Raw genomic sequence first — 25,574 nt, forward strand, 5'->3', positions numbered from 1 at the left:
CGCCTCCCATCGTCCCACTCCCGTCCACCCCGGTGCCGGAGGCCGCTCCCGCCGTCCACGGGTCCCGCCGCGCCCGGACCCGCGCGCGAGATCGACGTAGGCTCGACCGGTGATCGATCCGAAGTCCGACGCAGACGACCTGCCCGAGCTGGACGACCCCGTGGTCGTGGTGGCGTTCGAGGGGTGGAACGACGCCGGGGACGCCGCCACGGGTGCCGTCGAGCACCTGGAGCTCAGCTGGGACGCCACCCCGCTCGCCGCGCTGGACCCCGAGGACTACTACGACTTCCAGGTCAACCGCCCCACCGTCTCCCTCATCGACGGCGTCACCCGCCGCCTGGAGTGGCCGACCACCCGCATCTCGGTGGCCAGGCCCCCGGGCAGCGACCGGCACGTCGTGCTCATCCGCGGCATCGAGCCCAACATGCGCTGGCGCAGCTTCTGCGACGAGCTGATCGAGCTGTGCCAGGAGCTGGGCGTCACCACCGTGGTCGCGCTCGGTGCGCTGCTGGCCGACACGCCGCACACCCGCCCGACGCCGGTCACCGGCTCGGCCTACGACGCGGAGTCCGCCCGCCAGTGGGGCGTGGAGACCTCCCGCTACGAGGGGCCGACCGGCATCCTCGGGGTCTTCGCCGACGCCTGCGTGCAGTCGGGCATCCCCTCGGTGAGCTTCTGGGCCGCGGTGCCGCACTACGTCTCCCAGCCGCCCTCGCCGCGGGCCACCATCGCGCTGCTGCAGCGGGTGGAGGAGGTCCTGGAGCTCACCGTGCCGCTGGGCACGCTGCCGCAGCAGGCCGACGAGTGGGTCACCACGGTCGACGAGATGGCCCAGGAGGACGAGGAGGTCGTGGAGTACGTGCGCTCGCTGGAGGAGCGCGCCACCGCCAGCGACCTGTCCCAGGCCAACGGCGACCAGATCGCCCGCGAGTTCGAGCGGTACCTCAAGCGCCGGGGCACGGGCGGCGCCAGCTAGTCCGCGCAGCTCCCCGCTCACCACCCCGGGCTGGTGGTGGTCGTCCGCTCCGGACGACCACCACCAGCCCGTCCTCGTCGCGGGGTGGCCCGTACCGGCGTCCACGGTGTCCGCCGCCGGCGAGGTCTGCGTTCTCGGGGCCTCCCGGGCCCTGAGACCACCAGGACGCAGATCTCGCGGCCGTGGGACGGCGGGTCCGCGGCCGGGCAGGGTGTTCAGCGCCCAGGAGCGACGGGCCACGAGGTCGGCACAGCGCGCAGGCGCTGCAGCTGCCGGCGTCGCTGGCGACCGCTCCCCCGGGACACCCCTCGGAGGCAGGCCACCCCTGGTGAGCCGGGGGCCGTCACCCCGGTCCGGCGACCGCGAGCACGGCGGCGACCACGGCCGGCAGCGGACGGCGGGTGTCGACGACCGCGGTGGCGTCCCGCCGCAGCAGGGGCTCGACCGCCATGGCGTCCCGCACGACGGCCGCCCGCCCGGCCGCGTCCTTGCCGAAGTCGTTCGTGGTCCGGGTGGCGACCCGGTCGAGCAGCACCTCCAGCGGGGCGGTGAGCAGCACGACGGCGTCGAAGCGCGGGTACCAGGCGCCCTGGCCGGCGACGGTGCCGGCCAGGAACAGGTGGCCGTCGGTGTGGGCGTCCAGCAGGCCGGTCAGCCGGCCCGCGTGCCAGTGCCGTTCGGGGCCCTCGGCGACCCAGCCGCCCACGTCGGTGTCGACGACGGCGTGACCCCGCCGGCCCAGCTCGGAAAGCACCGTGGACTTGCCCGCGCCGGACATCCCGGTGAGCAGGACGACGGCCACGCCGGGCCTAGGGGGTGACCAGCAGCGGGCGCATCCGCACCGAGGCGGTGTCGTCGAAGAGCCGGTCGTGGGTGGCCAGGGCGAACCGGTCGGTCATGCCGGTGACGTGGTCGACGACCTGGGTGAGCAGGTCGGCCTCGGTGTCGCGGTAGGTGGCCGGGATGAGCTCGGGGTGGGCCAGGTGGTGGTCGACGAGCCGGCGGATGACGTCGATCGCGATGTGCTTCTGCCCGGCCGCGGTGTCGGACTCGTACACCCGGGCGAACATGAAGGCCCGCAGCTCGGCCATCGCCTCCAGCGCCTCGGGGGCCATGACCACCGCGCCGGTGGCGTTGCCCGGCGACAGACTGCCCTCGACGACGGCGGTGATCATCGCCCCGACCATCGCGCTCCCCGGGGCGCCGAACACCCGGCGGGTGCTCGCCGGCAGGTCACCGACCGACAGCACCCCGGCGCGGACGGCGTCCAGTGCGTCGTGGGAGAGGTAGCCGATCCGGTCGGCGTAGCGCACGCACTCGGCCTCCCGGGTGGCCGGCGGCGGGGTGATCTTCCAGCTGTGGGCGCGGATCCCGTCCCGGACCTCCCAGGTGAGGTTGAGGTCCTCGAGCACCTCCACGATCCGCACGCCCTGCGCGGCGTGGTGCCAGCCGCCGGCGACGTAGGGCTCCAGCGCGGACTCCCCGATGTGCCCGAACGGCGAGTGACCCAGGTCGTGGCCCAGCGCGATGGCCTCGGCGAGGGTCTCGTTGAGCGACAGCGCCGCGGCCAGCGACCGGGCGACCTGGGTGACCTGCAGGGTGTGGGTCAGCCGGGTGACGAAGTGGTCGCCGTCGGGGTTGAGGAAGACCTGCGTCTTGTGCTTGAGCCGGCGGAATGCCTTGGCGTGCAGGATCCGGTCGCGGTCCCGCTCGTAGGCCGTCCGCAGCGCGTCCTCCGGCTCCGGCCGGGCCCGCCCGCGGGTGCGCACCGAGCGCGCCGCGGCGGGGGCGAGCAGCTCCTCGGCGGCCTCACGGGCGCGGCGGTCGGCGAGCCGGAACGGGGAGGCGGGCGCGCTCATGCCCGGCACGGTCTCATGCCGTGAGCGCGATGCCGAGCAACGCGTCGACCAGGTCACCCACCACGGTGGGCGACTGCTCGTCCCAGTCGTCGGGCACGTCGGTCGTGTCGGCACCGGCCAGGGTTGCCGCGGCCCAGGCGTCGACCGCGGCGAGGGCACCCGGGGTGTCCAGGTCCTCGGCGAGCCGCTCGCGCACGGTGATCAGCACCGGGCCGGCCGGGGCGCCCAGCGGTGAGGCCACCGCGCGCCGCCAGGTGGCCAGCCGCTCCTCGGCGGCGGTGAGCAGGTCGGCGGTCCAGGCACGGTCGGTGCGGTAGTGCCCGGACAGCAGCGCGAGCCGCACGGCCATCGGGTCGACGCCCTCGCCGCGCAGCCGGGACACGAACACCAGGTTGCCGCGGCTCTTGCTCATCTTCTCGCCGTCCAGGCCGATCATCGCCGCGTGCACGTAGGCCCGGGCGAAGGGCTTGGTGGCCGTCAGCGCCTCGGCGTGGACGGCGGAGTACTCGTGGTGCGGGAAGACCAGGTCGCTGCCACCGCCCTGCACGTCGAAGCCCATGCCGATGGTGTCCAGGGCGATGGCGGCGCACTCGATGTGCCAGCCGGGGCGCCCCGGCACCCCGCGGGGGCCGGGCCAGGACGGCTCGCCCTCCCGGGCGCCGCGCCACAGCAGCGGGTCGAGCTGGTTGCGCTTGCCCGGCCGGTCGGGGTCACCGCCCCGCTCGGCGGACAGCCGCAGCATGGTCGGCTCGTCGTAGCCGGACTCGTTGCCGAAGCCCGGCGCCTGGGAGACGTCGTGGTAGACGTCACCGGTGCCGTCGTCCAGGGAGTAGGCCAGGCCCGCGTCCCACAGCGCCTCGACCTTGCCCACGATCTGCGGGATGGCCTCCACGGCGCCGACGTAGTCGTCCGGGGGCAGCACGCGCAGCGCGGTCATGTCCTCGCGGAACAGCGCGGTCTCCCGCATGCCCAGCACGATCCAGTCCTCGCCGTCCCGGTCGGCGCGCTCGAACAGCGGGTCGTCGACGTCGGTGACGTTCTGCACGTAGTGCACCGCGTGCCGGGCGTCGCGCCAGATCCGGTTGACCAGGTCGAAGGCCAGGTAGGTGGCGGCGTGACCGAGGTGGGTGGCGTCATAGGGGGTGATCCCGCAGACGTACATCCGCGCGGTGCGGCCGGGGGTGACCTCGACGACCTCCTCGCGGGCGGTGTCGTACAGCCGCAGGGCCGGGCCGGAACCGGGCAGCATCGGGATCAGTGGGGCGGGCCAGGAGTGCACGCAGCGAGCCTAGAACCGCTCCCCGACACCTCCGCACGGCACCCGGTCGCACCCGCCCGGGTGCGGCGTGCTCAGGGCCAGCGGGTGGCGTACCGCTCGAACTGCTCACCGGTCTGCACGCCGACCACGCAGAACAGCAGGCCGGAGGGGTCCTTCATCTGCCAGAAGCCGCCCATGTCGGCCATCCGCAGCGCACCGAGGGCCTCCAGCCGCGCCACCTCGGCGTGCACGTCGTCGGTCTCGATGTCGACGTGCCAGCGCGGCGCGGTGCCCGGGCCGGTGCGCTGGACCTCCAGGTGGAAGCCGTCGGCGAAGGAGCCCAGCGAGGACCACACGTCGTCGCCGGGCTCGCGCTCGACCGGGTGGCCGGTGGCCGCGGACCAGAAGTGCTGGCCGCGGTCGTGCAGCTCCGGCGGGAGGTCGATGAGCAGGACGGCGAGACGGCTGCGGTGCGGCACCGCGTCAGCCAACCAGGGCACGCCCCGCCGGGGCAACGGCCTCAGGCCGGGGTGTACGTCTCCCCGCCGGAGGACAGCAGCAGCGCCACCGCGATCAGCACGACCGGCAGGAGGAGACCGAGGACGACGGCCGGGGGTCGGCGCACCGGCACACAGTGGCAGCCCGCGGGCCTGCCGACGACGTCCGGGCTGATCGCGGCGCAGCTAGAAGGGCGGCCAGGGCAGGGCGGGCCAGTCCCCGGACGGCTGCGGGTGCAGCTGGGTGCGGAGCAGGTCCTCGACCCGCTGCTGGGTGCGACGCACCTCGCGGCGGGTGAGGTGGGCGTGCAGCTGCTCCCCCAGCTCGCCGCGCAGCTGCCCGGCCAGCCGCTCGAGCACGGCCAGGTGCTCCAGCAGCAGCGGCTTGCCGGCCCAGCGCCACAGCAGGGTGCGCAGCTTGGGGTCGGGTGAGAAGCAGATGCCGTGGTCGACGCCGTACACGTGACCGTCGCGCATCGGGATGATGTGGCCGCCCTTGCGGTCGGCGTTGTTCACGACCGCGTCGAACACCGCCATGCGGCGCAGGCCCGGGTCGTCGGCGCGCACGAACTCGGCGAGGTCGACGGCCGGGTCGGCGTCCATCCACAGCTGCACCATCCCGGAGCCGTAGGGCCCCTCGCGCAGCACCGTGGGCGGGACGACGCCCCAGCCGGTCGCCTCCGACACCAGGTGCGCGCTGATCTCCCGGCCGGCCAGGGTGCCGTCGGGGAAGTCCCACAGCGGCCGCTCACCGGCCACCGGCTTGTAGACGCACGTGGCGCCCAGGGTGTCGGTGCGGATCGCGGCGATCAGGGTGACGTTGCTGGCGTCCAGCAGCCGGCCCTCGAGGTCCAGCTCGCCCTCGCGCAGCAGGGTGGCCACCTCGTCGGGCCCCTCGGGTGCGCGGCGGTCGCCGTGGTCGAAGGTGGTCAGGTCCAGCTCGACGACGTCGCCGTCGTCCTCGTGGTCGTCCTCGTCGTACTCGTCGACGTCCTGCTCGACGACGGGCTCGTCCTGGGCCACGGGGTCCTCCAGCCGTTCGTCGCGGGGGCCGGAGCCCGGGTGGGGCGCGCCCGTCACCGGGTGCCCTCGTAGCGGCCGCGGCTCAGCGGCGGTAGCCGTTCTGCCGCGGGCACACGTGCCCGGAGGGGTCCAGCGGCAGCGAGCACAGCGGGCACGAGGGGCGGCCGGCGGAGATGACCCGCCGGGCACGGGCGACGAAGGCGCGGGCGGCGGCGGGGGTGATGGTGACCCGCAGCGCGTCGGGGCCCTCGTCGCTGTCGGAGAGGATCACGTCCTCCTCGATCGGCTCCTCGCCGGCGGCGACGGCCTCGACGACGACGGCCGCGGCCTCGCCGTCCCAGGCCAGGCCCATCGCGGCGACGCGGAACTCCTCGTCGACGGGGGCGGTGAGCGGGGCGAGGTCGTCGACGTCGGCGTCGGGCGGGACGACGACGGAGGCGCGGGTGGCGACCTCGTCGAGCAGCTCGCTCATGCGGTCGGCCAGCACCTGGACCTGCGACTTCTCCAGCGCGACGCTGACGGTGCGACCGGCGGCGTCGGAGGCCTGCAGGTAGAAGGTGCGGTCACCGGGCTGACCCACCGTGCCGGCGACGAACCGGGAGGGACGGTCGAAGGTGAAGACCTGACGAGGCACGCCGATCAGGTTACGCGGCGCCGGAGCCCGCGCCGCCCCCGACGACCGCGTCGGAGCTGGCCGCGCGCCGTCCGCGCTTCTTCTTCGTCGGCGGGATCAGCGCGGCGACGTCGCCGCCGGTGTCGTTGACCCGGACGACGAAGGGGCGGGTGTCGGTGTAGGTGACCACCGAGATCGAGGCGGGGTCGACGACGATCCGCTGGAAGGAGTCCAGGTGCATGCCGAAGGCGTCGGCCAGCACCGCCTTGATCACGTCACCGTGGCTGCAGGCCACCCAGACGGCGTCGGGCCCCAGGGTGGCGTTCCACTCCCGGACGGCGGCCACGGCGCGGGCCTGGGTCTGTGCCAGGCCCTCCCCCTCGTCGCCGGGGAAGACCGCGGCGGAGGGGTGCTGCTGCACGACCTTCCACAGCGGCTCCTTGGCCAGCTCCTTGATCGGGCGGCCGGTCCAGTCGCCGTAGCGGGCCTCGCCCAGCCGGTCGTCGGTGCGCAGCTCCAGCTCCCGGCCGGCGGCGCGCTGCGCCTCGACCACGACCCCGGCGGTCTGCTGGCAGCGCTCCAGCGGGCTGCTCACGACGGCCGCCAGCGGCACCGCCGACAGCCGCTGGGCGACCGCGGCCACCTGCCCCTGGCCGGTCTCGTCGAGCTGGACGCCGGGGGTCCAGCCGGCGAGCACGCCGGCGGTGTTGGCCGTCGTCCGGCCGTGCCTGAGCAGGATGACGGTGGTCACGGGCCGAGGGTATGCGCGGCCCCGTCCCGAGGCTCACCCCGAGCCTGCGAGGGGGACGGGGTCCGTCGTCAGGCCCCGGAGTTGGGGTCCAGGACGCCGGTGCTGACCAGCACCAGGATCAGCAGGCCCAGCGCGACGCGGTAGACGACGAAGGGGGTGAAGCTGCCCTTGTTCAAGTAGCGCAGCAGCCAGGCGATGACGACGTAGCCCACGGCGAAGGAGATGACGGTGGCCAGCAGCGTCGGGCCCCACTCGATGCCGCCGTCCAGGGACTGCTGCACCTGGTACAGCCCCGACCCGAGGACGGCGGGGATGGCCAGCAGGAAGGAGTAGCGCGCCGCCGCGGCCCGGGAGTAGCCCAGGAACCGGCCGGCGGTGATGGTGCCGCCGGAGCGGGAGACGCCGGGGATCAGCGCGAGCGCCTGGGCGAACCCGTAGGCCAGGCCGTGCCGGGGCGTGAGGTCGCTGAGCTCGAGCCGGCCGCTGCTCATCCGGTCCGCGGCGTAGAGGATCAAGGAGAACAGCACCAGGGCGATCGCGACGATGCGCAGGTCGCGGAAGGTGGTCTCGATCTGGTCCTGCAGCAGCAGCCCCAGCACGATGATCGGGATGCTGCCGATGATGATCAGCCAGCCCATCCGGGCGTCGGCGTCGCGCGGCCGGTCACGGTGCACCAGCGAGCCCACCCAGGACCTGATGATCCGGGCGATGTCCTTGCGGAAGTAGATGAGCACCGCGAGCTCGGTGCCGATCTGGATGATCGCGGTGAACGCCGCACCCGGGTCGTCCCAGCCGAACAGGTCACCGACGATGCGCAGGTGGGCGCTGGAGCTGACCGGGATGAACTCGGTGAGCCCCTGCACCAGCCCCAGGAACGCAGCCTCGAACCAGCCCACGGGTCAGCCCCGCCGGGGAGGGTGGGCGGCGGACGGGACGGCGGCGTGAGGGCAGGGCACGGCAGGCACCCTAGGGGCCGGGCCTGGCAGACCCGTGCGCGACGCCCCGCACGGCCGCCTCGCGGGCGGTCGGCGTCGGTGGGCACCGGTAGGTTGACCGGTCGTGGAACAGCGGGCGCTCGGGCGCAGCGGGCTCGTGGTCTCCCGGCTGGCGCTGGGCACGATGACGTGGGGCCGCGACACCGACGAGGACGAGGCCGCGCAGCAGCTCACCGCCTTCGTCGACGCCGGCGGCACGCTGGTCGACACCGCCGACGTCCACGCCGACGGGGAGAGCGAGCGCACCCTCGGCCGGCTGCTGGCCGACGTCGTCCCGCGCACGGACGTGCTGGTGGCCACCAAGGCCGCCGGGCGCACCGGCCCGGGCCCGATGGGCCGCGGGGCCTCCCGCGGTCACCTGCTCGCGGCACTGGACGCCTCGCTGGAGCGCCTCGGCCTGGACCACGTCGACCTGTGGCAGCTGCACGCCTGGGACGAGGCCACCCCGCTGGAGGAGACGCTGGCCGCCTGCGACCTCGCGGTGTCCTCGGGCCGGGCCCGCTACATCGGGGTGAGCAACTTCTCCGGCTGGCAGACCGCGCAGGCCGCCACCTGGCAGCGCGCCTGGCCCGGCCGCACGCCGATCGTGAGCACCCAGGTCGAGTACTCGCTGCTGCAGCGCGGCATCGAGCGCGAGGTGGCCCCGGCCGCCGAGGCGCTCGGGCTGGGCATCCTGCCCTGGTCGCCGCTGGGGCGCGGGCTGCTGACCGGCAAGTACCGGCACGGCACGCCGGAGGACTCCCGCGCGGCGTCCCCGCAGTGGCTGGGCTTCCTGTCCCGGCTGCACTCCCCCTCCGCCGACCGGGTGGTCGAGGCGGTGGTCACCGCCGCCGAGGGGCTGGGCACCAGCCCGCTGGGCGTGGCGCTGGCCTGGCTGCGCGACCGGCCCGGCGTCGTCGCCCCGGTCGTGGGCGCGCGCACCGCCGCCCAGCTGCAGGAGACACTGGACGCCGACGGCGTGCGCCTGCCCCCGGCGATCGTCACCGCGCTGGACGACGTCTCGGCGCCGCACTTCTCCTATCCCGACCAGCGGCCGGATCCCTCATGAGCACCCCCTCCCCGACCGGTGACCCGGTCTTCGCCGCCTTCTGCGCCGCCGGCCTGTGGCCCGGCCTGGGCAAGCGGGCCGCGGCCGAGCTGCCCGCAGCCGGCATCACCAGCCCCGACGAGGTCTCCGCCGACCGGCTGCTCACGCTGCCCCGGGTGGGCAGGCAGCGGGCCGAGCGGCTGTTCAGCTCCTTCCTGGCCGCCGGCCCCACCTACGAGGTGGTGGAGCTGCTGGTCGGCGCCGGCCTCAACGCCCGGCTCGCGGTCAGCTCCGCCGACACCCTGGGCCCCGACGCCGCCCGCCGGCTGCGCGACGACCCGTGGGCGCTGCTGAGCCTCACCGGCGTCACCCTCGCCGACGCCGACCGGCTGGCGATCACCGTGCTGTCCGGTGCCGACCGGCAGGACTCCCGGCGCGGGCGGGCGATCGTCTCCCTGACGCTGCGCACCGCCACCCGCGACGGGCACACCGTGCTCCCGGCCGACCTGGTGGTGGCCGCCCTGCAGGCCGAGGGCGTCGCCGACCCGGCCGCGGCCGTGCTGGCCGCGGTGGAGTCCGGCGACGTGCTCGACCACGAGCCGCCCTTCGTCGACCCCGACGAGGACGACGACGAGTTCCCCGAGCCCGACCCGTCGCTGCGGATGCTCTCGCTGGCCCGGTACGGCATGGCCGAGGAGGCCGTGGCCGAGAACGTGCAGCGGCTGGCCGCGACCAGCCAGCGGATCGCCGACCCCGCCTCGGTGCGCTCGGTGGCGAAGGGGCTGGACCCGGCGCAGCAGGCCGCGGTCGCCCAGGTGCTGGGGGCGGGCATCTCGCTGCTGACCGGCGGCCCGGGCACCGGCAAGAGCCGCACGGTCGCCTCGCTGGTCAAGCTTCTGGAGGCCAAGGGCACCGAGGTGGCGCTGGCGGCCCCGACCGGCCGCGCGGCCAAGCGCCTGGAGGAGCTCACCGACCACCCGGCGGTCACGGTGCACCGGCTGCTGGGCGCACAGGGCATGACCGGTGGGTTCGCCCGCAACGAGGAGTGGCCGCTGGACGCCGACGTCGTGGTGGTCGACGAGGCCTCGATGCTCGACGTCGAGCTGACCGCGGCCCTGCTGGAGGCCTGCCCCGACGGCACGCACCTGCTGCTGGTCGGCGACCCCGCGCAGCTGCCCTCGATCGGGCCCGGGCACGTGCTCGGCGACCTGATCGACTCCGGCGCCGTGCCGGTCACCGAGCTGACCACGCTGCACCGGCAGGCCGCCGGTGGTGCGATCGCGCGGCTGGCCACCGGCGTGCGCGGCGGCGAGCTGGTGCACGTCGAGTCACCCGACCGCGAGGTGGTGATCGTGCCGGCCACCGGCAGCGCCGAGGCGGCCCGCCGGGTGGTCCAGCTGGTCACCGACTCCATCCCGCGCGCGCTGGGCATCGACCCGGCCACGGTGCAGGTGGTCACCCCGGTGCACCGCGGGCCGGCCGGCACGATCGAGCTGAACAAGGCGCTCAAGGCCGCACTGAACCCCGGCGACGGCACGGTGTTCGGCTTCGACGTCGGCGACCGGGTCGTGGCCACGGCCAACCACCTGGACCTGGAGCCCATCGGGTTCGCCAACGGCGAGGTGGGCGTGGTGACCGGCACCGGTGAGGGCTCGCTGAACGTCGACTTCAGCTCCGGCCCGGTCACGGTGAACGGCTCGGCGCTGTCGGACCTGCGGCACGGCTGGGCCATCACCGTCCACCGGGCGCAGGGCTCGGAGTGGCCCGGCGTGGTCGTCGTGCTGCCCCCGGAGGCCGGCGGGATGCTGTCCCGGCCGCTGGTCTACACCGCGCTGACCCGTGCGCAGAAGCACCTGTCGATCGTGCACGCCAGCGGTGCCGCGCTGGCCCGGGCGGTGCGCGAGGTCGACGTCCGGCCCCGGCGCACGCGGCTGGCCACGCTGCTGGCCGAGGTGGCGGAGTGAGTCACCCCATCGGGTGACCTGCGTTTGACCGGTTGATCTTGAGGGAACCGATGCGTCCATGGGCATCATCGGTTTCCTCGTCTTCGGTCTCGTCGTCGGCGCGCTCGCGCGGCTGATCAAGCCCGGCAAGCAGAACCTCAGCATCCTGGCCACCCTGGCGCTGGGTGTCGTCGGTTCGCTGATCGGTGGCTTCGTCGCCAAGTTCTTCGGCACGGGTGGCTACTTCGAGCTCAACATCCTCGGCGCCATCGTGGCGATCGTCGCCGCCGTCCTGCTGATCGGCGTCGCCGAGGGCATGAGCAACGGCCGCCGCTCGGTGCGCTGACGCACCCCTCTCCCCGCACCACCCCTGCCCGGGGCGCCGACCTGCTGGTCAGCGCCCCGGGCAGCTGCGTTCCGCGGCGCACAGCAGCCGCTGCACGGCCGCGCCCAGCTCCTCGGGGCCCGACACCGGCACCGGGAAGGGCACCCGCACGTCCCGGTGCCCGCCCGGCTGCTCCACCCGCAGCCGGAACCCGAACCGGTCCAGGCCCAGCGGCCGGACGACGCCGCCGGCCACCCACTCCCGCGGCACCCGGGAGGCCAGCAGGGCCAGCTGCTCGGGGTGGGACTCGTCCAGGTGCTGCAGCATGGTCGCCTCCACCTCCGCCAGCGGGTCGGGGGCGGCGGCCAGGTAGTCCTCGGGGTCGAGCTCGGTGACGGCACCGCACTCCCCCAGCACCACCTCGGCCAGGTCGAGGGACAGCAGCGTGGCTGTGGCGCCGACGTCGAGCAGCGCGCCCACCGGGGCGGCGTCGGCGAAGGCCAGCAGCGCCTCGCACCGGTCGGCCGGGTCGACCGGGGTCAGCCAGCCCGAGAGCCACACCTGCGCCCGGACGGCGTCGTGCAGCGGCACCGGCGCGTGGTCGGTGACCAGCAGCAGCGCGGCCAGGTCACCGTCGGCCGAGCCGCGGACCGCGGTGCACACCTCACCGTCGGTCGGGACGACCAGCAGCACCTGACCGGCGGCGGTGGTGGTGTGCGCGAGCACCCGGCTGCCGTCGATGCCGGCGGCGCAGATGGCCGCGGCCGGGCGGCTGGCGACGGTGCGGGCCCGCTCGGGAGCACTGGGCCGCAGGGCGGCGGGGCCGGCGGGGCGGATCGATCGTGTCATGCGGCACTCCCAGCTCAGGCCGACTCGTCATCGGGGTAAGGTGAGCCTAACCGAACCCGGAGGTCCTGTGAACAGCTCCCGCCCCAAGGTCCGCCGCAGCCGCGCGCTGGGCATCCCGCTCACCCCGAAGGACGTGCGCTACTTCGAGCGCCGCCCCTACCCCCCGGGTGAGCACGGCCGCAAGCGCCGCGTCGCCAGCGACTACTCCACCCGGCTGAAGGAGAAGCAGCGGCTGCGCGCGCAGTACGACATCAGCGAGACCCAGCTGCGCTCGGCCTTCGACCGCGCGAAGCGCAGCGGTGGCAAGACCGGTGAGGAGCTGATCACCCACCAGCTGGAGGCCCGGCTCGACGCCACCGTGCTGCGCGCCGGCTTCGCCCGCACCATCTACCAGGCGCGGCAGGTGGTCAGCCACCAGCACGTGCTGGTCAACGGGGTGCGCGTGGACCGGCCGAGCTACCAGGTGCAGCCCTACGACGTCGTCGAGATCGCCGAGAAGAGCAAGGCCAAGCCGCCCTTCCAGGTCGCGGCCTCCGGCGCGCACGCCGCGGCCCCGGCCTACCTGGAGGTGCAGCTGTCGCAGCTGCGCTGCACGGTGGCCCGCCGGCCCCGCCGCGACGAGGTGCCGGTGATCTGCGACGAGCAGCTGGTCGTGGAGTACTACTCCCGCTGACCCCTGGCCGGCCCGTGCGCCCGCAGGCGCACGGGCCGGTTCAGGACGCCGCGGCGCCGGTGGGCGTGAGCTGCCCGGTCCACCTGCAGCCGCGGCGCCGGTCCCAGCCCGGCGCGTCAGTCGCGGACGTCGTCCTCGTCCACGGGCACGGCGGCCTGCTGCTCCAGCACGTCGTACTCGTCGGCCTCCCCGACGGTGTCCTGCGTGCCGCCGGTGCTGCCGCGGACGGCGGCCAGCTGCTGCTCGATGCCGTCGGCCTCCGGGACGTCGTCGGCGATCGCGCTGACCTCGCCGGCGAGCTCGGGATCCACCGGCCCGGTCAGCCGGTGCTGCTCCTGGCGGTCGGCGTCGGTGGCCTCGGGCTCGGTCACGGTGGTCTCCTGGGTGCTCGGCGGGCCCGGCCCGCTGCCGGCGCCCTCGTCTGCACCCCTGCCCGGGTCGACCTCGCACGACACCCCCGACGGTGGCCGGGTGGTGAGCACCACGTGACCGGACGGCGTCCGGCGGGCACAATCGAGGTCGTGTCAGCGCCCGGCGAGTACGAGTACGCCCCCCTGCGTCTGCCCGCCGGCATCTCCCGGTCGGCCGCCGCGCAGCTGATGAGCATGCAGGCCGACACAGGCGGCTGGGAGCTCGCCCGCCTCCAGGCGTTCGCCGACGGCACGCGGAAGGTGATCATGCGGCGGCGGATGCGGCTGTCGTACCTGCCGCGCCCCATGATCTGACCCGCCCACACCCCGCGGACGGCCGTCCCGGGCCGGACGGCGGCGATAGGCTGCCGGTTCCCCGTCGGTGCCCTCCGGCCCCGGCGGTCGGCGGCGAGGGCGTGAGGGGCGATGTGGTCCGGCCGGTGAGCAGGCGGCACCTCCTGCCCCTCGGCGTCCTCGCCCTCTGCACCGCCGTCGACCTCGCCGCCGGCCCCGGCCAGGTGCTCATCGGCCTGCTCGCGATGGCCCCGCTGGTCGCGGCCGTGGTGCTGGGCCGCGGAGCCACGATCGGCTACGGCCTGGCGGCGTTCGCCCTGGCGGTCCTGCTGGGGTTCTACGACCGCCAGTACACCGACGCAGCCGTGCTGGGACAGTCGTTCCGGTTGCTGGGCATGGTGGTCAGCGGCGTGATCGCGGTGCTGGCGTGCACGCTGCGGTTGCGCCGGGAGGCCGTGATCGCCCGACTGAGCACCGAGGCAGCCACCTCCCGGGCCGCCGTGCAGCTCGCGGCGAGCCTGCAGCGCAGCCTGCTCACCGAGCCCCCGGTGGTGCCCGGCCTGGAGATGGCCGTGCGCTACCTGCCGGCCATGCAGCACGCCCAGGTGGGCGGTGACTGGTACGACGCGTTCCCGCTGGCCGACGGGACGACGATGCTGGTGATCGGTGACGTCGCCGGCCACGACGTCGCCGCGGCCGCCACGATGGCCCAGGCCCGCGGGGTGCTGCGCGGCATCGCCTCGACCATGACCGGCTCCCCCGCCGCGGTCCTGTCGGCGCTGGACCGCGCGCTGCTGCAGCTGCGGGTGGAGACCCTGATGACCGTCGCCGCCGCGACGGTGCGCCCCGGTGCGGACGGCGGGACGACCTTCACCTGGTCCAACGCCGGGCACCCACCGCCGGTGCTGGTGCGCGCCGACGGCAGTGTGTCGGTGCTGCGCACGCCCACCGACCTGCTGCTCGGGATCACCGGCACCGCTCGCCGGGCCGACCACAGCACCCACCTGTCCCCCGGGGACACGGTGCTGCTCTACACCGACGGGCTGGTGGAGCGCCGCGGCAGCACGCTGGACGAGGGCACCGACTGGCTGGTCGAGGCGCTCACACCGTTGGCCGGGCGCCCGCTGGAGGAGCTGTGCGACGTCCTGCTGGAGGGCATGGCCGGAGCGGTGCCCGACGACGTCGCCGTCCTGGCCGTGCGGGTGCGGGCCTGAGCCCGCACCCGTCGTCCCTCAGACCTGGCGCAGGAACCGGTCGAGCACCCGGATGCCGAAGTGCAGCGAGTCGACCGAGATGCGTTCGTCGATACCGTGGAACAGCGAGGCGAAGTCCAGCTCGGCGGGCAGCTTGAGCGGGGAGAAGCCGAAGCAGCGCATCCCCAGGGTCTCGAAGCTCTTGGCGTCGGTGCCGCCGCTCATGGTGAAGGGCACTGCGCGGGCACCGGGGTCCTCGGCCTTGAGCGCTGCGACCATCAGGTCGACGGTGGGGCCGTCGAAGGTGGTCTCCACGGCCTGGTCGTGCACCAGCCACTCGCGGGTGACGCCCTCGCCGATCAGCTCGTCGAGCTGCTTCTCGAACGCCTCCTCCTGCCCGTAGAGGAAGCGGCCGTCGATGGTGGCGCTGGCGGTGCCGGGGATGACGTTGGCCTTGTAGCCGGCGTCGAGCATCGTGGGGTTGGCGGTGTTGCGCAGCGCCGCGCCGATCATCCGGCTGATGCTGCCCAGCCGGGACAGCGCCTCCTCCGGGGAGTCGGGGTCGATCTCGATGCCGTAGGCGTCGCTGACCGCGTCGAGGAACTCCCGCATCGGCGGGGTGAGCACCGTGGGCAGCCGGGTCGAGCCGATCCGGGCCACGGCCTCGGCCAGCCGGGTGACGGCGTTGTCGTCGTGGACGAAGGAGCCGTGCCCTGGCCTGCCGCCGGCCGTGAGCTTCATCCAGGCCAGCCCCTTCTCCGCGGTCTGCACCAGGTACAGGCGCAGGTCGTCGCGGACGGTGATGCTGAAGCCGCCGACCTCGCTGATCGCCTCGGTGCAGCCCTCGAACAGGTCGGGGTGCTCATCGACGAGGAAGTGCGCGCCCTTGCGGCCACCGGCCTCCTCGTCGGCCACGTAGGCCAGCACGATGTCGCGGTCGGGCTTGACGCCGGTACGGGCCCAGTCGCGCACCAGCGCGAGGGTCATGGCGTCCATGTCCTTCATGTCCACCGCGCCGCGGCCCCAGATGTAGCCGTCGCGCTCCTCACCGCCGAAGGGGTGCACGCTCCACTCGCTCGCGTCGGCCGGGACGACGTCGAGGTGGCCGTGCACCAGCAGGGCCGGGCGGTCGCGGTTCGTCCCCTCGATCCGGGCGACCAGGCTGGCCCGGCCCGGCTCGGACTCGTGGATGACCGAGCTGATGCCGACCTCGTCGAGCTTGGCGGCGACCCACTCGGCGGCCTTGCGCTCGCCCGCGCTGGTGGCGGAGTCCCCGGTGTTGGTGGTGTCGATCCGGATCAGGTCCGACAGCAGTTCCGCGACCTCGGACTGGGCTCCGGCGAGTGGGGTGGGACTGGTCTCCGACATGCCGCCGATCCTGCCACCGGCCCCTGCGCGGAGCCCGGCGTGCCCTCGGTTATGCTCTTCCACGGCGCTCTTCGGTGCGCCTCACCTGTCCGGGTGGCGGAATGGCAGACGCGCTAGCTTGAGGTGCTAGTGCCCTTTATCGGGCGTGGGGGTTCAAGTCCCCCCTCGGACACAGCAGTACGACAGGGCGTCCACCACGTGGGCGTCCTGTCGTCGTCTCTGGGTCGGCTGCCGACCCCCCGCTGCTGCCGGACGTGCACCGCTCGGGGAACGGTCTGTCCTCTCCGCCGCACTCGCCCGTGGCCCCTCGGTCCGTCCATGTCCCAGTCGCCCGGCCTGCTCGACACAGCGGGTGCCCGGCACCGGGTCGGCTCGAGCAGTCCGCCGTCTCCTCGCAGACCCTCCTGTCCCCCTTCCCTGGGTACCCTCCGGCCGCGGTCGGTGCCCGCTGAGGCCGCTCGGCCTCGACGAGGTGGCAGGTCCGCTGTGCGACCCGGGGGCGGGGCCGGTGTACGACGAGAGGGGACCATCGTGCTGAGGACCGCGAGGGCCGGGGTGGCCGTGCTGCTGACGGCGTCCGGGGGGCTGCTGTTCGCCGCGTCGTGGCAGCGGTGGGCCGGCGCCTGCCCGTGGCGCGGGGACCGCGAGACGCCCGAGTGCACGACCCGGATGGACCACCTCTACGACTTCCTCCCACCCGCGGAGCCGTGGGTGCCCGCGGGGACGGCCGCACAGCTGGCGGGTGCGTCGTTGCTGGTCCTGGCTGCGGCCCTGCTCGCGCTGCCCTGGGCGCTGACCGGACGGGGACCAGGGCCCGGCACCGTCACGGCTCTCGTCGCCGTCGTCCTCGTCATGACCGACGTCGGGCTGGCGACCCTGCGTTCGGGGCTGGACGGCGCCGTCGTCAGCCCCCTCCTACCGGACGTCGTCTCCTGGTCCTGGGTCTTCGTGCTGCCGGTCCTGGTCGGGTGCCTCGGGGTGCTGTCCCGTGGCTGGGCGGCCGGCGCGGCGGCGGTGCTGCTGGTCCTGGCCTCACCACTCGTCGCCTACCTCAGCTACGCGATCGGTCCGTTCGACGCCCAGCCGTGGTGGGAGGCCATCTCGGGCCTGCTGACCTGCGGAGCCGGGGCGTGCGTGCTCGTGCTGGCGACCCGTCGGCCGGCCCGGGGTCGTGAGGCCGTCCTCGAGCCGGCAGTCCCCACCTGACCGGGTCCCGCGGCGAGGATCCGAGCGGGCAGGCCGACGGGATCCCCGGCCGCTAGGACGCCTCCTCGACCCAGCTCCGGGCGCGCTCGACGGCGGTCCGCGCGTCCTCGACCACCGGGTCGACGTTGATCGCGGTGGCGGCGGCCATCCCCTGCGCCGCCGAGGCCATGACCTGCGCCGTCACGTCGGCGAGGTTCCCGGCCACCCACACGCCGGGCGCCGCCAGGCCGGTCGGGTCGGTGGCCACGCGGGTGCCCCGGACGGCGCCGTGCACCACCTGGTCGACCGGCTCGATGCCCAGGCCGGCGAGCACCCCGGCGTTGGCGGTGAACCGCGGCGCCACCACCAGCGCCTCGCGGGCGACCACCTCCCCCGAGGCCAGCCGGACCCCGGCGAGCGTCCCGGCGGCGACGTCCAGGGAGGCGACCACCCCCTCGACCACCCGCACCCCGCGGGCGGCGAGCTGCTCGCGCTGCTCCGGCGGAGGCCCACCGCCGGTGTGCGGGAAGAGGACGACGTCCGCGCTCCACTGCCGCCAGAGCAGGGCCAGGACGGCGCTCTGCGGTCCGGACCCCAGCACGCCGATCGCCCGGTCCCGCACCTCCCAGCCGTGGCAGTAGGGGCAGTGCAGGACGCTCCTCCCCCACAGCTCGGCCACGCCGGGGACGTCGGGCAGCTCGTCGGTCAGCCCGGTCGCCACCAGCAGCCGGCGCGCCCGCACCGACCGCCCGTCGGCCAGGTCCACCCGCACCCCGTCGTCCTCCCGGGTCAGTGCGGCGACCCGGCCGCGCGCCACGGTGCCGCCGTACCCCGCGACCTCGCGGCGACCGGTCGCCAGCAGCTCCGCCGGCGGCGTCCCCTCGCGGCCGAGCACGTTGTGCACGTGCTCGGCCGGCGCGTTGCGCGGGTCGCCGACGTCCACCACCAGCACGCTGCGCCGCGCCCGCGCGAGAGCGAGCGCCCCGCTCAGGCCGGCGGCGCCCCCGCCGACCACCACCACGTCGTACCGCTGCTCCAGTGCCATGTCTCTCCTCGTCTCGTCCGTCATGGGGGTGTCGGCCCGTCCACCGGGGAGGGGCCGACCGGGGACCGCCGCCGGAGCGCCCGCGGACCGCGCCAGTGCCGCAGCACGGCGAGCAGTCGGACGACGCAGATGGCGGCGGCGGTGCCGGCGGCCAGCGCCGGGCTGTCGAGGTCGAGGGCCGCGGCGGTGGCGTACGCGAGGCACCCGACCAGCGCCGGCAGCGCGTAGAGCTCGGAGCCCACGCGGAACAGCGCCGGGGTCTCGCGGGCGAGGACGTCGCGCAGCACGCCGCCGCCCACGGCGGTCGTGACCCCGAGCAGGGCGGCCGCCACCGGCGCGAGGCCGTGGTCGAGCGCCTTCTGGGTCCCCGCGACGCCGAAGAACCCCAGGCCGGCCGCGTCGAAGACCAGCAGCGGCCTGCCGAGCAGCCCGAGCCAGGGGTGGGCGACCGACGTGACCGCGGCCGCCGCCAGGGCCACGACCAGGTACTGCCACGTGGTGAACGCCGGCGGCGGGGTGTCGCCGAGCACCAGGTCGCGGATGATCCCGCCGCCCAGTGCGGTCATGACCGCCAGCACGACGATCCCCACCACGTCGTGGTCGCGGTCGATCGCCACCAGTGCCCCGGCCACCGCGTAGGCGGCGATGCCGATCAGGTCCAGCACGTACACGTGGTCACCGACCTCCGGGCGACGGTGCGGGCGCCGTGCCGACCGCCCCGGCCCGCCCCGTCGGGCGGAGCGGGTGGGGCGGTCGCGCCGCGGCGGCTCAGCCGGCCGTCGCCCGGGCGGCCGCGACGATCAGGTCGGCGACCGCGCCGGGCTGGGACACGGCCACGGCGTGCGAGGCGTCGACCTCGACCACCGTCGACCGGGCGCGCTCGGCCATGAACCGCTGCGCCTCGGCCGGGACCGCGAGGTCCTGGCGGGTGACCAGGGTCCAGGACGGGATGGTCCGCCAGGCCGCCCCGGTCGCCTTCTCCTCCAGCGCCTCCTGGGTGATGGGGCGCTGGGTCGCGAGCATCAGCTCGGCGGTCTCCGCGGGGACGTCGGCGGCGAACACGGCGGCGAACCTGGCCGGCTGGATGTAGAGGTCGGTCACCGTGCCGCCCTTGCCGTCGGGGACGGGGACGGCGTCCAGCGAGGACCCCAGCTCGTTGCCGGGGAACCGGCCGGCCAGCTCACCGGTGCTCTCGCCCTCCTCCAGCAGGAAGCTGCCCACGTAGACCAGCGCTCGGACGCCGGGGTGGCCCTCGGCCGCGAGGCTCATCACCGAGCCGCCGTAGGAGTGGCCGGCCAGCACCACGGGGCCGTGCACCTGGTCCAGGACGCTGCGCAGTTGGTCGGCGTCCTCAGCCAGGCCCCGCAGCGGGTTGGCTGCGGCGATGACCGGGTGGCCCTGGGACTGCAGCCGCGCGATCACCCCGTTCCAGCTCGCGGACTCGGCGAAGGCGCCGTGCACGAGGACGACGGTGGGCAGGGCCTGGGCCGGCGCACCCGTGTCGGTGTGGATGGTCATGGTCGTTCCTCTCGATCCGCAGCGACCGGGACGACCGGTGTGGCCGTCGGCGCTGGTGGACCGACCGTAGGAAGAGGCGCTGCCTCCTCGCGTACGTCAGATGACGGTCCCGCCGACGGCTCAGGGAGCCGACCCGGCACCGATCGCGGCACCCAGGGCCACCCGGGAGGTGATCCCGAGCTTGGGGAAGATGCGGTGCAGGTGCGTGCCGACGGTCCGGTGCGAGAGGTACAGCCGGGCGCCGATCTCACGGTTGGTCAGGCCCTGCGCGGCGAGCCCCGCGATCAGCTGTTCCTGCGGGCTCAGCTGTTCCCGGGCCTCCGGGGTGCGCGGCCTGCTCTGCTCGCCGGAGGCGCGCAGCTCCTGGCGTGCCCGGTCGCCCCAGGCGACGGCCCCGAGGGCGTCGAAGGCGTCCCGGGCGGCCCGCAGCGGGGCGCGGGACTCCGCCGGCCGCCGGTTCCGCCGCAACCACGACCCCTGGGCCAGCTGCAGGCGGGCCCGGGCGAACGGCCAGGCCGCGAGGTCGGCGCCCAGCGCGTCCGCCAGGACCTCCTCGGCCTGCTCGTCCGGGGCCAGCAGCGCCCGGGCGTACCGCAGGCCGACGTGCAGCGCCGGTGAGCGCGTCCGCGCCGCGATCTCCTCGAGATCGGCCACGAGCGGCTCGACCTCCACCCGGTGCCCACTGTGGACGGCCGCCTCCACCAGGTCACCGACGGCGTAGCTGTGGACGACGGGGTGGTGGGCGGGTCCGGAGGGGTCGGCGAGCCGGGCCAGCTCCTCCCATGCCTCCTGGTGCAGCCCACGGTTGAGCGCGATGACGCCCCGGGCGAACTGCACCACCGCCAGGACGGCGTTCGAGTCGACCTGCAGCCCGAGCCGCGCCGCCTCGGCGAGCCGCTCCTCGACGTCGTCGGCCCCGTGGACGACGGTGACCACCGACGAGACCACCAGGGCCACGGCTCGCATCAGGGGTTGTTCGGAGTCGGCCGCGAGCCGGACGGCCTCCTCGGCAGCCGTGGCCGCCAGGTCGAAACGCCCGACGTGCAGCGCGCTCCAGGCCTGCACCGTCAGGGCCCTGCCCACGAGCCCGAGCCGGCCGTCGGCGCGCAGGCCCGGCAGCGCCGACGTCAGCAGCTCCACGGCGAGCGGCAGGTCGCCCACGACGCTGGCCGCGAAGCCCGCGGCCCGCGCCCGCGCCGGGTCGAGCGGACCGGAGGACAGGGCGTGCAGCCGCTCCAGGAGCACCGCGCCGCGGTCGAAGGGCGCCACGTAGCCCAGCACCTCCAGCGCGAGGACGTCCTGGTCGAGCGCCTGCTCGACGACCTCGAGGAGGCGGGCCCTCGCCGGTGCGCCGGGATCGGCCCACCAGCACCGCAGCGACGCGGCCTGGAGGAAACGCAACGCCTGGTCGGTCCGGCCGTCGGCGGCAGCCGCGGCGGCGACCTCGGTCAACCTGCGGGTGCCCGCGCGGACGTCGTGGATGCCCTCCTCGAAGTTCTCCCGGATCACCGTCAGGCGGGCCCGCTCCCGGACGGGGACGTCGAGGGTGGCGGTCTCGGCCAGGAGGCGGTCGACGACGTCGGGGCGCCCCCACTCGAAGGCGAGCTCCGCCGCCCGCAGGTAGCGCCGCATCCGCTGCTCGGGATCCGCGCTGAGCCGCGCGGCGCGTTCGACCGCCGCCTGCGCGGCCGCCACGCCCCCGCGGCGCTGGGCGCGGGCACCGGCCTCCTCCAGCTCCGTGGCCAGGGCGTCGTCCGGCGCACCGGCAGCAGCAGCCCGGTGCCAGACGCGCCGGTCCGGCTCGGGCAGCGTCCGCGCCCACGCGAGGTGAACGCGCTGCCGCTCGGCCACGGTGGCCTGCTGGCGGATCGCGTGCCGGACGAGCGGATGACGGAAGTGCAGCTCACTGCCGTCGGTGACGACCAGGCCGACCTCGACGGCCGGGACCAGCGCCTCGGCGGTCACCTCCTCCCCGCGGAGGGCGCCCGCCGCAGCCAGGGACTCCCCCAGGGCGCCCTCGTCCTCGAGCGCGGCGACCAGCAGCAGGTCCCGGGTCACGCCGGGCAGCCCCGGGAGCCGGTCGGCGAAGGCGTGCTCCAGCCGCGCGGTCAGCGTCAGGGGGGCGCAGTCGTCCCGCGCGTTCTGCAGCGGCAGCTCCACCAGCGCGAGCGGGTTGCCCGCGGCCACGGCCAGCAGGCGTCCCCGGTCGACCGTGTCGAGCTGCGGCGCCCGTCGCGCGAGCACCTCCGCCGCAGGACCGGCGTCCAGGCGCTGCAGGTGGTGCTCCTCCAGCGCCGGGCCGGAGAGGACAGGTGGGAAGCCGTCGCGCTGGGCCGCCACGACGACCACCGCCTCGGACTCCAGCCGCCGGGCCACGAAGCCCAGGACGGCGGCGCTGGGGTCGTCCAGCCAGTGCGCGTCGTCGACCACCAGCAGGAGCGGCTGGTCGGCGGCGCTGTCGCTGAGCAAGTTCAGGGCCGCCAGGCCGATGAGGAAGGGTTCCGGTGCCGCGGCCTCGCTCATGCCGAACGCCGCCTCCAGCGCGCCCCGCTGGGGGCCCGGCAGGGAGGGCAGGCGGTCCAGCAGCGACCGGACCAGCTGGTGGAGTGCGGCGAACGGGAGGGCCGCCTCGGACTCGACACCGGTGGTGCGCAGCACCCGCAGACCCTGCGCGGTGGCCGCCTCCCCGATGTGGCGCAGGAGGGCGGACTTGCCGATCCCGGCCTCGCCGCGGACCACGACGGCGGCGCCGCGGTGCCGCACGTCGCGCAGCAGCCGGTCGAGCGCCTCGACCTCCGCGTCCCGGCCCACCAGGCAGACCGGTGTCCCGTCCACAGCCACCCGCGCCACTCCCCGTCCTGCTGCTGCGCCGACCCGGTCCAGCGGTCGGTGGTCACCCGACCTCGGCAACCTAGTGCGCGCGGGGCACGCGGTGGGGATCAGGACGCGGCACCCGGGTGCGACGCGGCCGCCGTCGGCACGGTCACATGACGGACGCGGAGCCGGCCTCCCGTCGGGGAGCGTCGACGTCCTCACCCGTCCAGCACGACCCGGGAGGCGCCGTGGCCGACATCCGGACACCCGACCGGAGGCTCCGCGTCTTCGTCAGCTCGACCCTCGGCGAGCTGGCGGCCGAACGCCAGGCCGTCGCCCGCGCGGTCGCGGCGCTCCGGCTCACCTCGGTGATGTTCGAGACGGGCGCGCGCCCGGACCCGCCCGGCGAGGTGTACCGCGCCTACCTGGCGCAGAGCGACGTCTTCCTCGGCGTCTACTGGCAGTCCTACGGCCAGCTCGTCCCCGGCCTGGACGTCTCCGGGCTCGAGGAGGAGTTCGAGCTCTCCCGGGGCCTGCCCCGGCTGCTCTACCTCAAGACCCCGGCCCCCGACCGCGACCCGCGCCTGGCCGAGCTGGTCCGCCGGATCGGACAGGAGTCGGCCTACCGCTCGTTCCGGACCCCGGCCGAGCTGGGCAGGCTGGTCCGCGACGACCTGGCCCAGCTGCTGAGCGAGCGGTTCTCCGCCGCGACCGCGGGGACGGCCGGCGCGCTCCCGCGACGCCCCACCCCCGGGCGGGTCCTGTCGCCGGCACCGCTGCCGGTGAGCACGACGTCACTGGTCGGCCGGGAGCAGGCCGTCGACGACGTGGCGGACCTCCTCGCACGGCGGGGCCGGCGCTGGGTGACCCTCACCGGTCCCGGTGGGGTCGGCAAGACCCGGCTGTCGCTGGCCGCGGCCGAGCGGCTGCGCGACCGGTTCCCCGCCGGCACCGTCTTCGTCCCGCTCGCGGAGCTGACCGACCCCGACGCCGTCGTGCCGCGCATCGGCTGGGCGCTGGGCGCCGACCTCACCGGGGCGGCGTCGCCGGTGACCGCCCTGGCCGACCTCCTCGACCGGGACCGGTGGCTGCTCGTCCTGGACAACCTCGAGCGCCTGGTCGCGGCCGGGCCGCAGCTGGCCGAGCTGCTGACCCGCTGCCCGGGCGTGGCGGCCCTGGTGACCAGCCGGACGGTCCTGGGGCTGCAGGCCGAGCAGACCTACCCGGTCCCCCCGCTGACCGTCCCGGCGACGGCGGACGAGCCGGACCCGGCGGCCAGCCCCGCGGTCCGGCTGTTCCTGGAGCGTGCCCGGGCGGTCCGCCCGGACCTGGAGCTGACGGCCGAGGGCGTCGCCGCCGTCGCGGAGATCTGCCGCCGCCTGGAGGGCCTGCCGCTGGCCATCGAGCTCGCCGCTGCGCGCATGCAGCTGCTCGACCCCGGCGACGTGCTGGACCGGCTCACCCGGTCCCTGGACACGCTGGGCGCGGCCAAGGCCGACGTCCCCGACCGGCAGCGCACCGTCCGTGCCGCGGTGGAGTGGAGCATCGGCATGCTCGACGACGCCGAACGGTCGCTGCTGGAGGTGCTGGCGGTGTTCGCCGACGGCTGGACCGTCCCGGCCGCCGCCCGCGTGGCCGGCCTCGACGAGGACCGCACACTGGAGCTCACCGAGAGCCTGGCCCGGCACAGCCTGGTGCACGTCGTCTCCCGGCCCACGGGGCCCCGCCCCCGGTTGCTGCACCCGGTGCGCGTCCTCGTCGGCGAACGGCTGGCGGCACGGCCCGACGCCGACGAGGTCCGCCGCCGCCACGCCGAGCACTTCCGGGAACTCGCGGAGGCCTCCGACCACCCGCTGCGGGGCTTCCGGCAGCGCGAGTGCGCGGAGCAGCTCGTCCGGGAGAGCGACGACCTCCTGGCCGCGGTGGGCTGGCACCTCGCCCACGACCGGGCACCGCTCCCCCACCTGTTCCGCGTGCTGACCCCCTTCCGCGTCCTCTGGCCCTTCCTGGGCGCCGGGGACATGCTCATCGGGGAGGCGCGCTCCTGGGTCGCCCAGCTGCTGCCCGGCCAGGACACGCTGCCCGCCGCCTCCCGGATGGAGCTGCTCGGCACGGCGCTGGTCTCGGCCCTGGAGGTCAGCGACGCGGTGGCCGCCCGGGCGGCCGGCGACCGGCTGATGGCGCTGCTCGACGACGTCACGGACCCCTACCTGGACGCCGTCTCCCGGCTGCTCCTGGCCTGGGCCGCCGGGCTCGACCACGACCTGGACGGCGCGTGGTGGGGCACCCGGACCGCCCTGGACCGGCTGCGCGGTCTGGACGAGCCGATGTGGACGGGGCTGGCGCTGGTGACCGCGGCGTCGGTGACGGCCGCCCGGGGAGACGCCGGGGCCGCCGCGCGCCACGTCGCCGAGGCGCGCGACCTGGCGGGGCACTTCGACACCCCCTGGCTGGCGGCCGTCTCGCGGGTGGTCGGAGCCGGTCTCGCGACCGGCCGCCAGGAGCTCGCCGAGGCCCGCGTGCTCCTGGGCGAGGCGCTGGACCTCAGCGTGTCCGGACGGAACACGCACTGCCTCTGCCTCGTGCTGGCCGGCACCTCGGCGCTGGCCCTGGCCGCCGGCGACGCCGCGCGCGCCGGGCTGCTCGCCGGCGCGACCGAGGTCCTGCGACGCCGCGCGGGGCTGCGGGTGTACGCCTCGATGCGCCGGGACGAGGAGCTGGCGGCCGCTGTCCGGGCGGCTGCCGGCCCGTCGCGGGCCGAGGAGCTCCTCGCCTCGGGCGGCCGACTGGCCATGGCCGAGGTCCTCGACCTCGCCCGCACCACCCTGCGACCACCCGTCGACGCGCCCACGGGGGCGACCGACGTGCCCGCCGCCCCCGTGACCGGGGCCGTCGCCTCACGTCGTGCGAGCGGCCGGTGACGGGCTGACCGCACGCGCGGAGCGGCGTGAGAGCGCT

Annotated in this window: 24 protein-coding genes and 1 tRNA gene; 10 read left to right on the forward strand and 15 right to left on the reverse strand. The window is 75.4% G+C overall.

Features of this window, described 5'->3' with window-relative positions; translation table 11 throughout:
* Positions 1-109: 109 nt before the first annotated feature.
* Positions 110-976: a PAC2 family protein gene (locus tag O2W14_RS08950; RefSeq protein WP_269175733.1), complete on the forward strand. Its 867-nt coding sequence runs from the start codon at positions 110-112 to the stop codon at positions 974-976.
* A gap of 343 nt (positions 977-1,319) precedes the next feature.
* On the opposite strand, the gene O2W14_RS08955 is transcribed toward O2W14_RS08950, so the two are convergent.
* From O2W14_RS08955 to O2W14_RS08990, 8 genes are all read right to left on the reverse strand, one after another.
* Positions 1,320-1,778, reverse strand: coding sequence for an AAA family ATPase (locus tag O2W14_RS08955; protein WP_269175734.1), 459 nt, complete (start codon positions 1,776-1,778; stop codon positions 1,320-1,322).
* A gap of 7 nt (positions 1,779-1,785) precedes the next feature.
* Positions 1,786-2,835, reverse strand: coding sequence for an HD domain-containing protein (locus O2W14_RS08960; RefSeq protein ID WP_269175735.1), 1,050 nt, complete (start codon positions 2,833-2,835; stop codon positions 1,786-1,788).
* Between the two features lie 13 nt (positions 2,836-2,848).
* Positions 2,849-4,114 (reverse strand): cysteine--1-D-myo-inosityl 2-amino-2-deoxy-alpha-D-glucopyranoside ligase, encoded by a 1,266-nt coding sequence (mshC, locus tag O2W14_RS08965; RefSeq protein WP_269175736.1) that lies wholly within the window; start codon positions 4,112-4,114, stop codon positions 2,849-2,851.
* A gap of 71 nt (positions 4,115-4,185) precedes the next feature.
* On the reverse strand, positions 4,186-4,572 hold the full coding sequence (locus tag O2W14_RS08970; RefSeq protein WP_269175737.1) for a VOC family protein: 387 nt from the start codon (positions 4,570-4,572) through the stop codon (positions 4,186-4,188).
* Positions 4,573-4,776: 204 nt separating this feature from the next.
* Positions 4,777-5,613: an SCO1664 family protein gene (locus tag O2W14_RS08975; protein ID WP_269175738.1), complete on the reverse strand. Its 837-nt coding sequence runs from the start codon at positions 5,611-5,613 to the stop codon at positions 4,777-4,779.
* Positions 5,614-5,695: 82 nt separating this feature from the next.
* Entirely contained in the window at positions 5,696-6,247 is a 552-nt protein-coding gene (locus tag O2W14_RS08980; protein WP_269175739.1) for a DUF3090 family protein, read from the reverse strand.
* Positions 6,248-6,257: 10 nt separating this feature from the next.
* Positions 6,258-6,977, reverse strand: coding sequence for a histidine phosphatase family protein (locus tag O2W14_RS08985; protein WP_269175740.1), 720 nt, complete (start codon positions 6,975-6,977; stop codon positions 6,258-6,260).
* Positions 6,978-7,045: 68 nt separating this feature from the next.
* The gene (locus tag O2W14_RS08990) at positions 7,046-7,873 is read right to left on the reverse strand and encodes an undecaprenyl-diphosphate phosphatase (RefSeq protein WP_269175741.1); all 828 of its coding nucleotides are present in this window, start codon (positions 7,871-7,873) and stop codon (positions 7,046-7,048) included.
* Between the two features lie 163 nt (positions 7,874-8,036).
* On the opposite strand from O2W14_RS08990, the gene O2W14_RS08995 reads away from it, so the two are divergent.
* Genes O2W14_RS08995 through O2W14_RS09005 form a run of 3 tightly spaced genes read left to right on the forward strand, consistent with a single transcriptional unit; the run spans position 8,037 to position 11,288 of the window.
* Positions 8,037-9,020 (forward strand): aldo/keto reductase, encoded by a 984-nt coding sequence (locus O2W14_RS08995; protein ID WP_269175742.1) that lies wholly within the window; start codon positions 8,037-8,039, stop codon positions 9,018-9,020.
* A complete protein-coding gene (locus O2W14_RS09000; protein ID WP_269175743.1) occupies positions 9,017-10,963 on the forward strand; it encodes an AAA family ATPase in 1,947 nt (648 codons plus the stop codon). Before O2W14_RS08995 ends, O2W14_RS09000 begins: the two co-directional genes overlap by 4 nt.
* 58 nt (positions 10,964-11,021) lie before the next feature.
* Positions 11,022-11,288, forward strand: a complete 267-nt coding sequence (locus O2W14_RS09005; protein WP_269175744.1) for a GlsB/YeaQ/YmgE family stress response membrane protein — start codon at positions 11,022-11,024, stop codon at positions 11,286-11,288.
* Between the two features lie 48 nt (positions 11,289-11,336).
* Here O2W14_RS09005 and O2W14_RS09010 read toward each other — a convergent pair whose 3' ends face one another.
* Positions 11,337-12,116 (reverse strand): DUF2470 domain-containing protein, encoded by a 780-nt coding sequence (locus O2W14_RS09010; RefSeq protein WP_269175745.1) that lies wholly within the window; start codon positions 12,114-12,116, stop codon positions 11,337-11,339.
* Between the two features lie 67 nt (positions 12,117-12,183).
* On the opposite strand from O2W14_RS09010, the gene rpsD reads away from it, so the two are divergent.
* The gene (gene rpsD, locus O2W14_RS09015; RefSeq protein ID WP_269175746.1) at positions 12,184-12,789 is read left to right on the forward strand and encodes a 30S ribosomal protein S4; all 606 of its coding nucleotides are present in this window, start codon (positions 12,184-12,186) and stop codon (positions 12,787-12,789) included.
* A 116-nt stretch (positions 12,790-12,905) separates the two neighbouring features.
* On the opposite strand, the gene O2W14_RS09020 is transcribed toward rpsD, so the two are convergent.
* Positions 12,906-13,160, reverse strand: a complete 255-nt coding sequence (locus O2W14_RS09020) for a hypothetical protein (protein ID WP_269175747.1) — start codon at positions 13,158-13,160, stop codon at positions 12,906-12,908.
* Positions 13,161-13,310: 150 nt separating this feature from the next.
* Here O2W14_RS09020 and O2W14_RS09025 point away from each other — a divergent pair, with 150 nt between their 5' ends.
* Positions 13,311-13,514, forward strand: coding sequence for a DUF5703 family protein (locus O2W14_RS09025; RefSeq protein ID WP_269175748.1), 204 nt, complete (start codon positions 13,311-13,313; stop codon positions 13,512-13,514).
* A 125-nt stretch (positions 13,515-13,639) separates the two neighbouring features.
* Entirely contained in the window at positions 13,640-14,707 is a 1,068-nt protein-coding gene (locus O2W14_RS09030) for a PP2C family protein-serine/threonine phosphatase (RefSeq protein ID WP_269175749.1), read from the forward strand.
* 18 nt (positions 14,708-14,725) lie between these two features.
* Here O2W14_RS09030 and O2W14_RS09035 read toward each other — a convergent pair whose 3' ends face one another.
* On the reverse strand, positions 14,726-16,054 hold the full coding sequence (locus O2W14_RS09035; RefSeq protein WP_269175750.1) for a M20/M25/M40 family metallo-hydrolase: 1,329 nt from the start codon (positions 16,052-16,054) through the stop codon (positions 14,726-14,728).
* A gap of 87 nt (positions 16,055-16,141) precedes the next feature.
* Here O2W14_RS09035 and O2W14_RS09040 point away from each other — a divergent pair.
* Both O2W14_RS09040 and O2W14_RS09045 read left to right on the forward strand, forming a co-directional pair.
* A tRNA-Leu gene (locus O2W14_RS09040) sits at positions 16,142-16,226 on the forward strand.
* Positions 16,227-16,609: 383 nt separating this feature from the next.
* Positions 16,610-17,260 (forward strand): hypothetical protein, encoded by a 651-nt coding sequence (locus O2W14_RS09045; RefSeq protein WP_269175751.1) that lies wholly within the window; start codon positions 16,610-16,612, stop codon positions 17,258-17,260.
* Between the two features lie 52 nt (positions 17,261-17,312).
* Here O2W14_RS09045 and O2W14_RS09050 read toward each other — a convergent pair whose 3' ends face one another.
* The 4 genes from O2W14_RS09050 to O2W14_RS09065 all read right to left on the reverse strand — a co-directional run bounded on the left by O2W14_RS09050 (position 17,313) and on the right by O2W14_RS09065 (position 22,637).
* On the reverse strand, positions 17,313-18,284 hold the full coding sequence (locus O2W14_RS09050) for an NAD(P)/FAD-dependent oxidoreductase (protein WP_269175752.1): 972 nt from the start codon (positions 18,282-18,284) through the stop codon (positions 17,313-17,315).
* A gap of 20 nt (positions 18,285-18,304) precedes the next feature.
* Positions 18,305-18,955: a trimeric intracellular cation channel family protein gene (locus tag O2W14_RS09055; protein WP_269175753.1), complete on the reverse strand. Its 651-nt coding sequence runs from the start codon at positions 18,953-18,955 to the stop codon at positions 18,305-18,307.
* 97 nt (positions 18,956-19,052) lie between these two features.
* A complete protein-coding gene (locus O2W14_RS09060) occupies positions 19,053-19,802 on the reverse strand; it encodes an alpha/beta fold hydrolase (protein WP_269175754.1) in 750 nt (249 codons plus the stop codon).
* Positions 19,803-19,922: 120 nt separating this feature from the next.
* On the reverse strand, positions 19,923-22,637 hold the full coding sequence (locus O2W14_RS09065) for an ATP-binding protein (protein WP_269175755.1): 2,715 nt from the start codon (positions 22,635-22,637) through the stop codon (positions 19,923-19,925).
* A gap of 227 nt (positions 22,638-22,864) precedes the next feature.
* Between O2W14_RS09065 and O2W14_RS09070 the strand changes: the two genes are divergently transcribed.
* Positions 22,865-25,537, forward strand: a complete 2,673-nt coding sequence (locus O2W14_RS09070) for a DUF4062 domain-containing protein (RefSeq protein WP_269175756.1) — start codon at positions 22,865-22,867, stop codon at positions 25,535-25,537.
* Positions 25,538-25,574: the final 37 nt, after the last annotated feature.

This window comes from Modestobacter sp. VKM Ac-2986 (assembly GCF_026967795.1).
Taxonomy (GTDB): domain Bacteria; phylum Actinomycetota; class Actinomycetes; order Mycobacteriales; family Geodermatophilaceae; genus Modestobacter.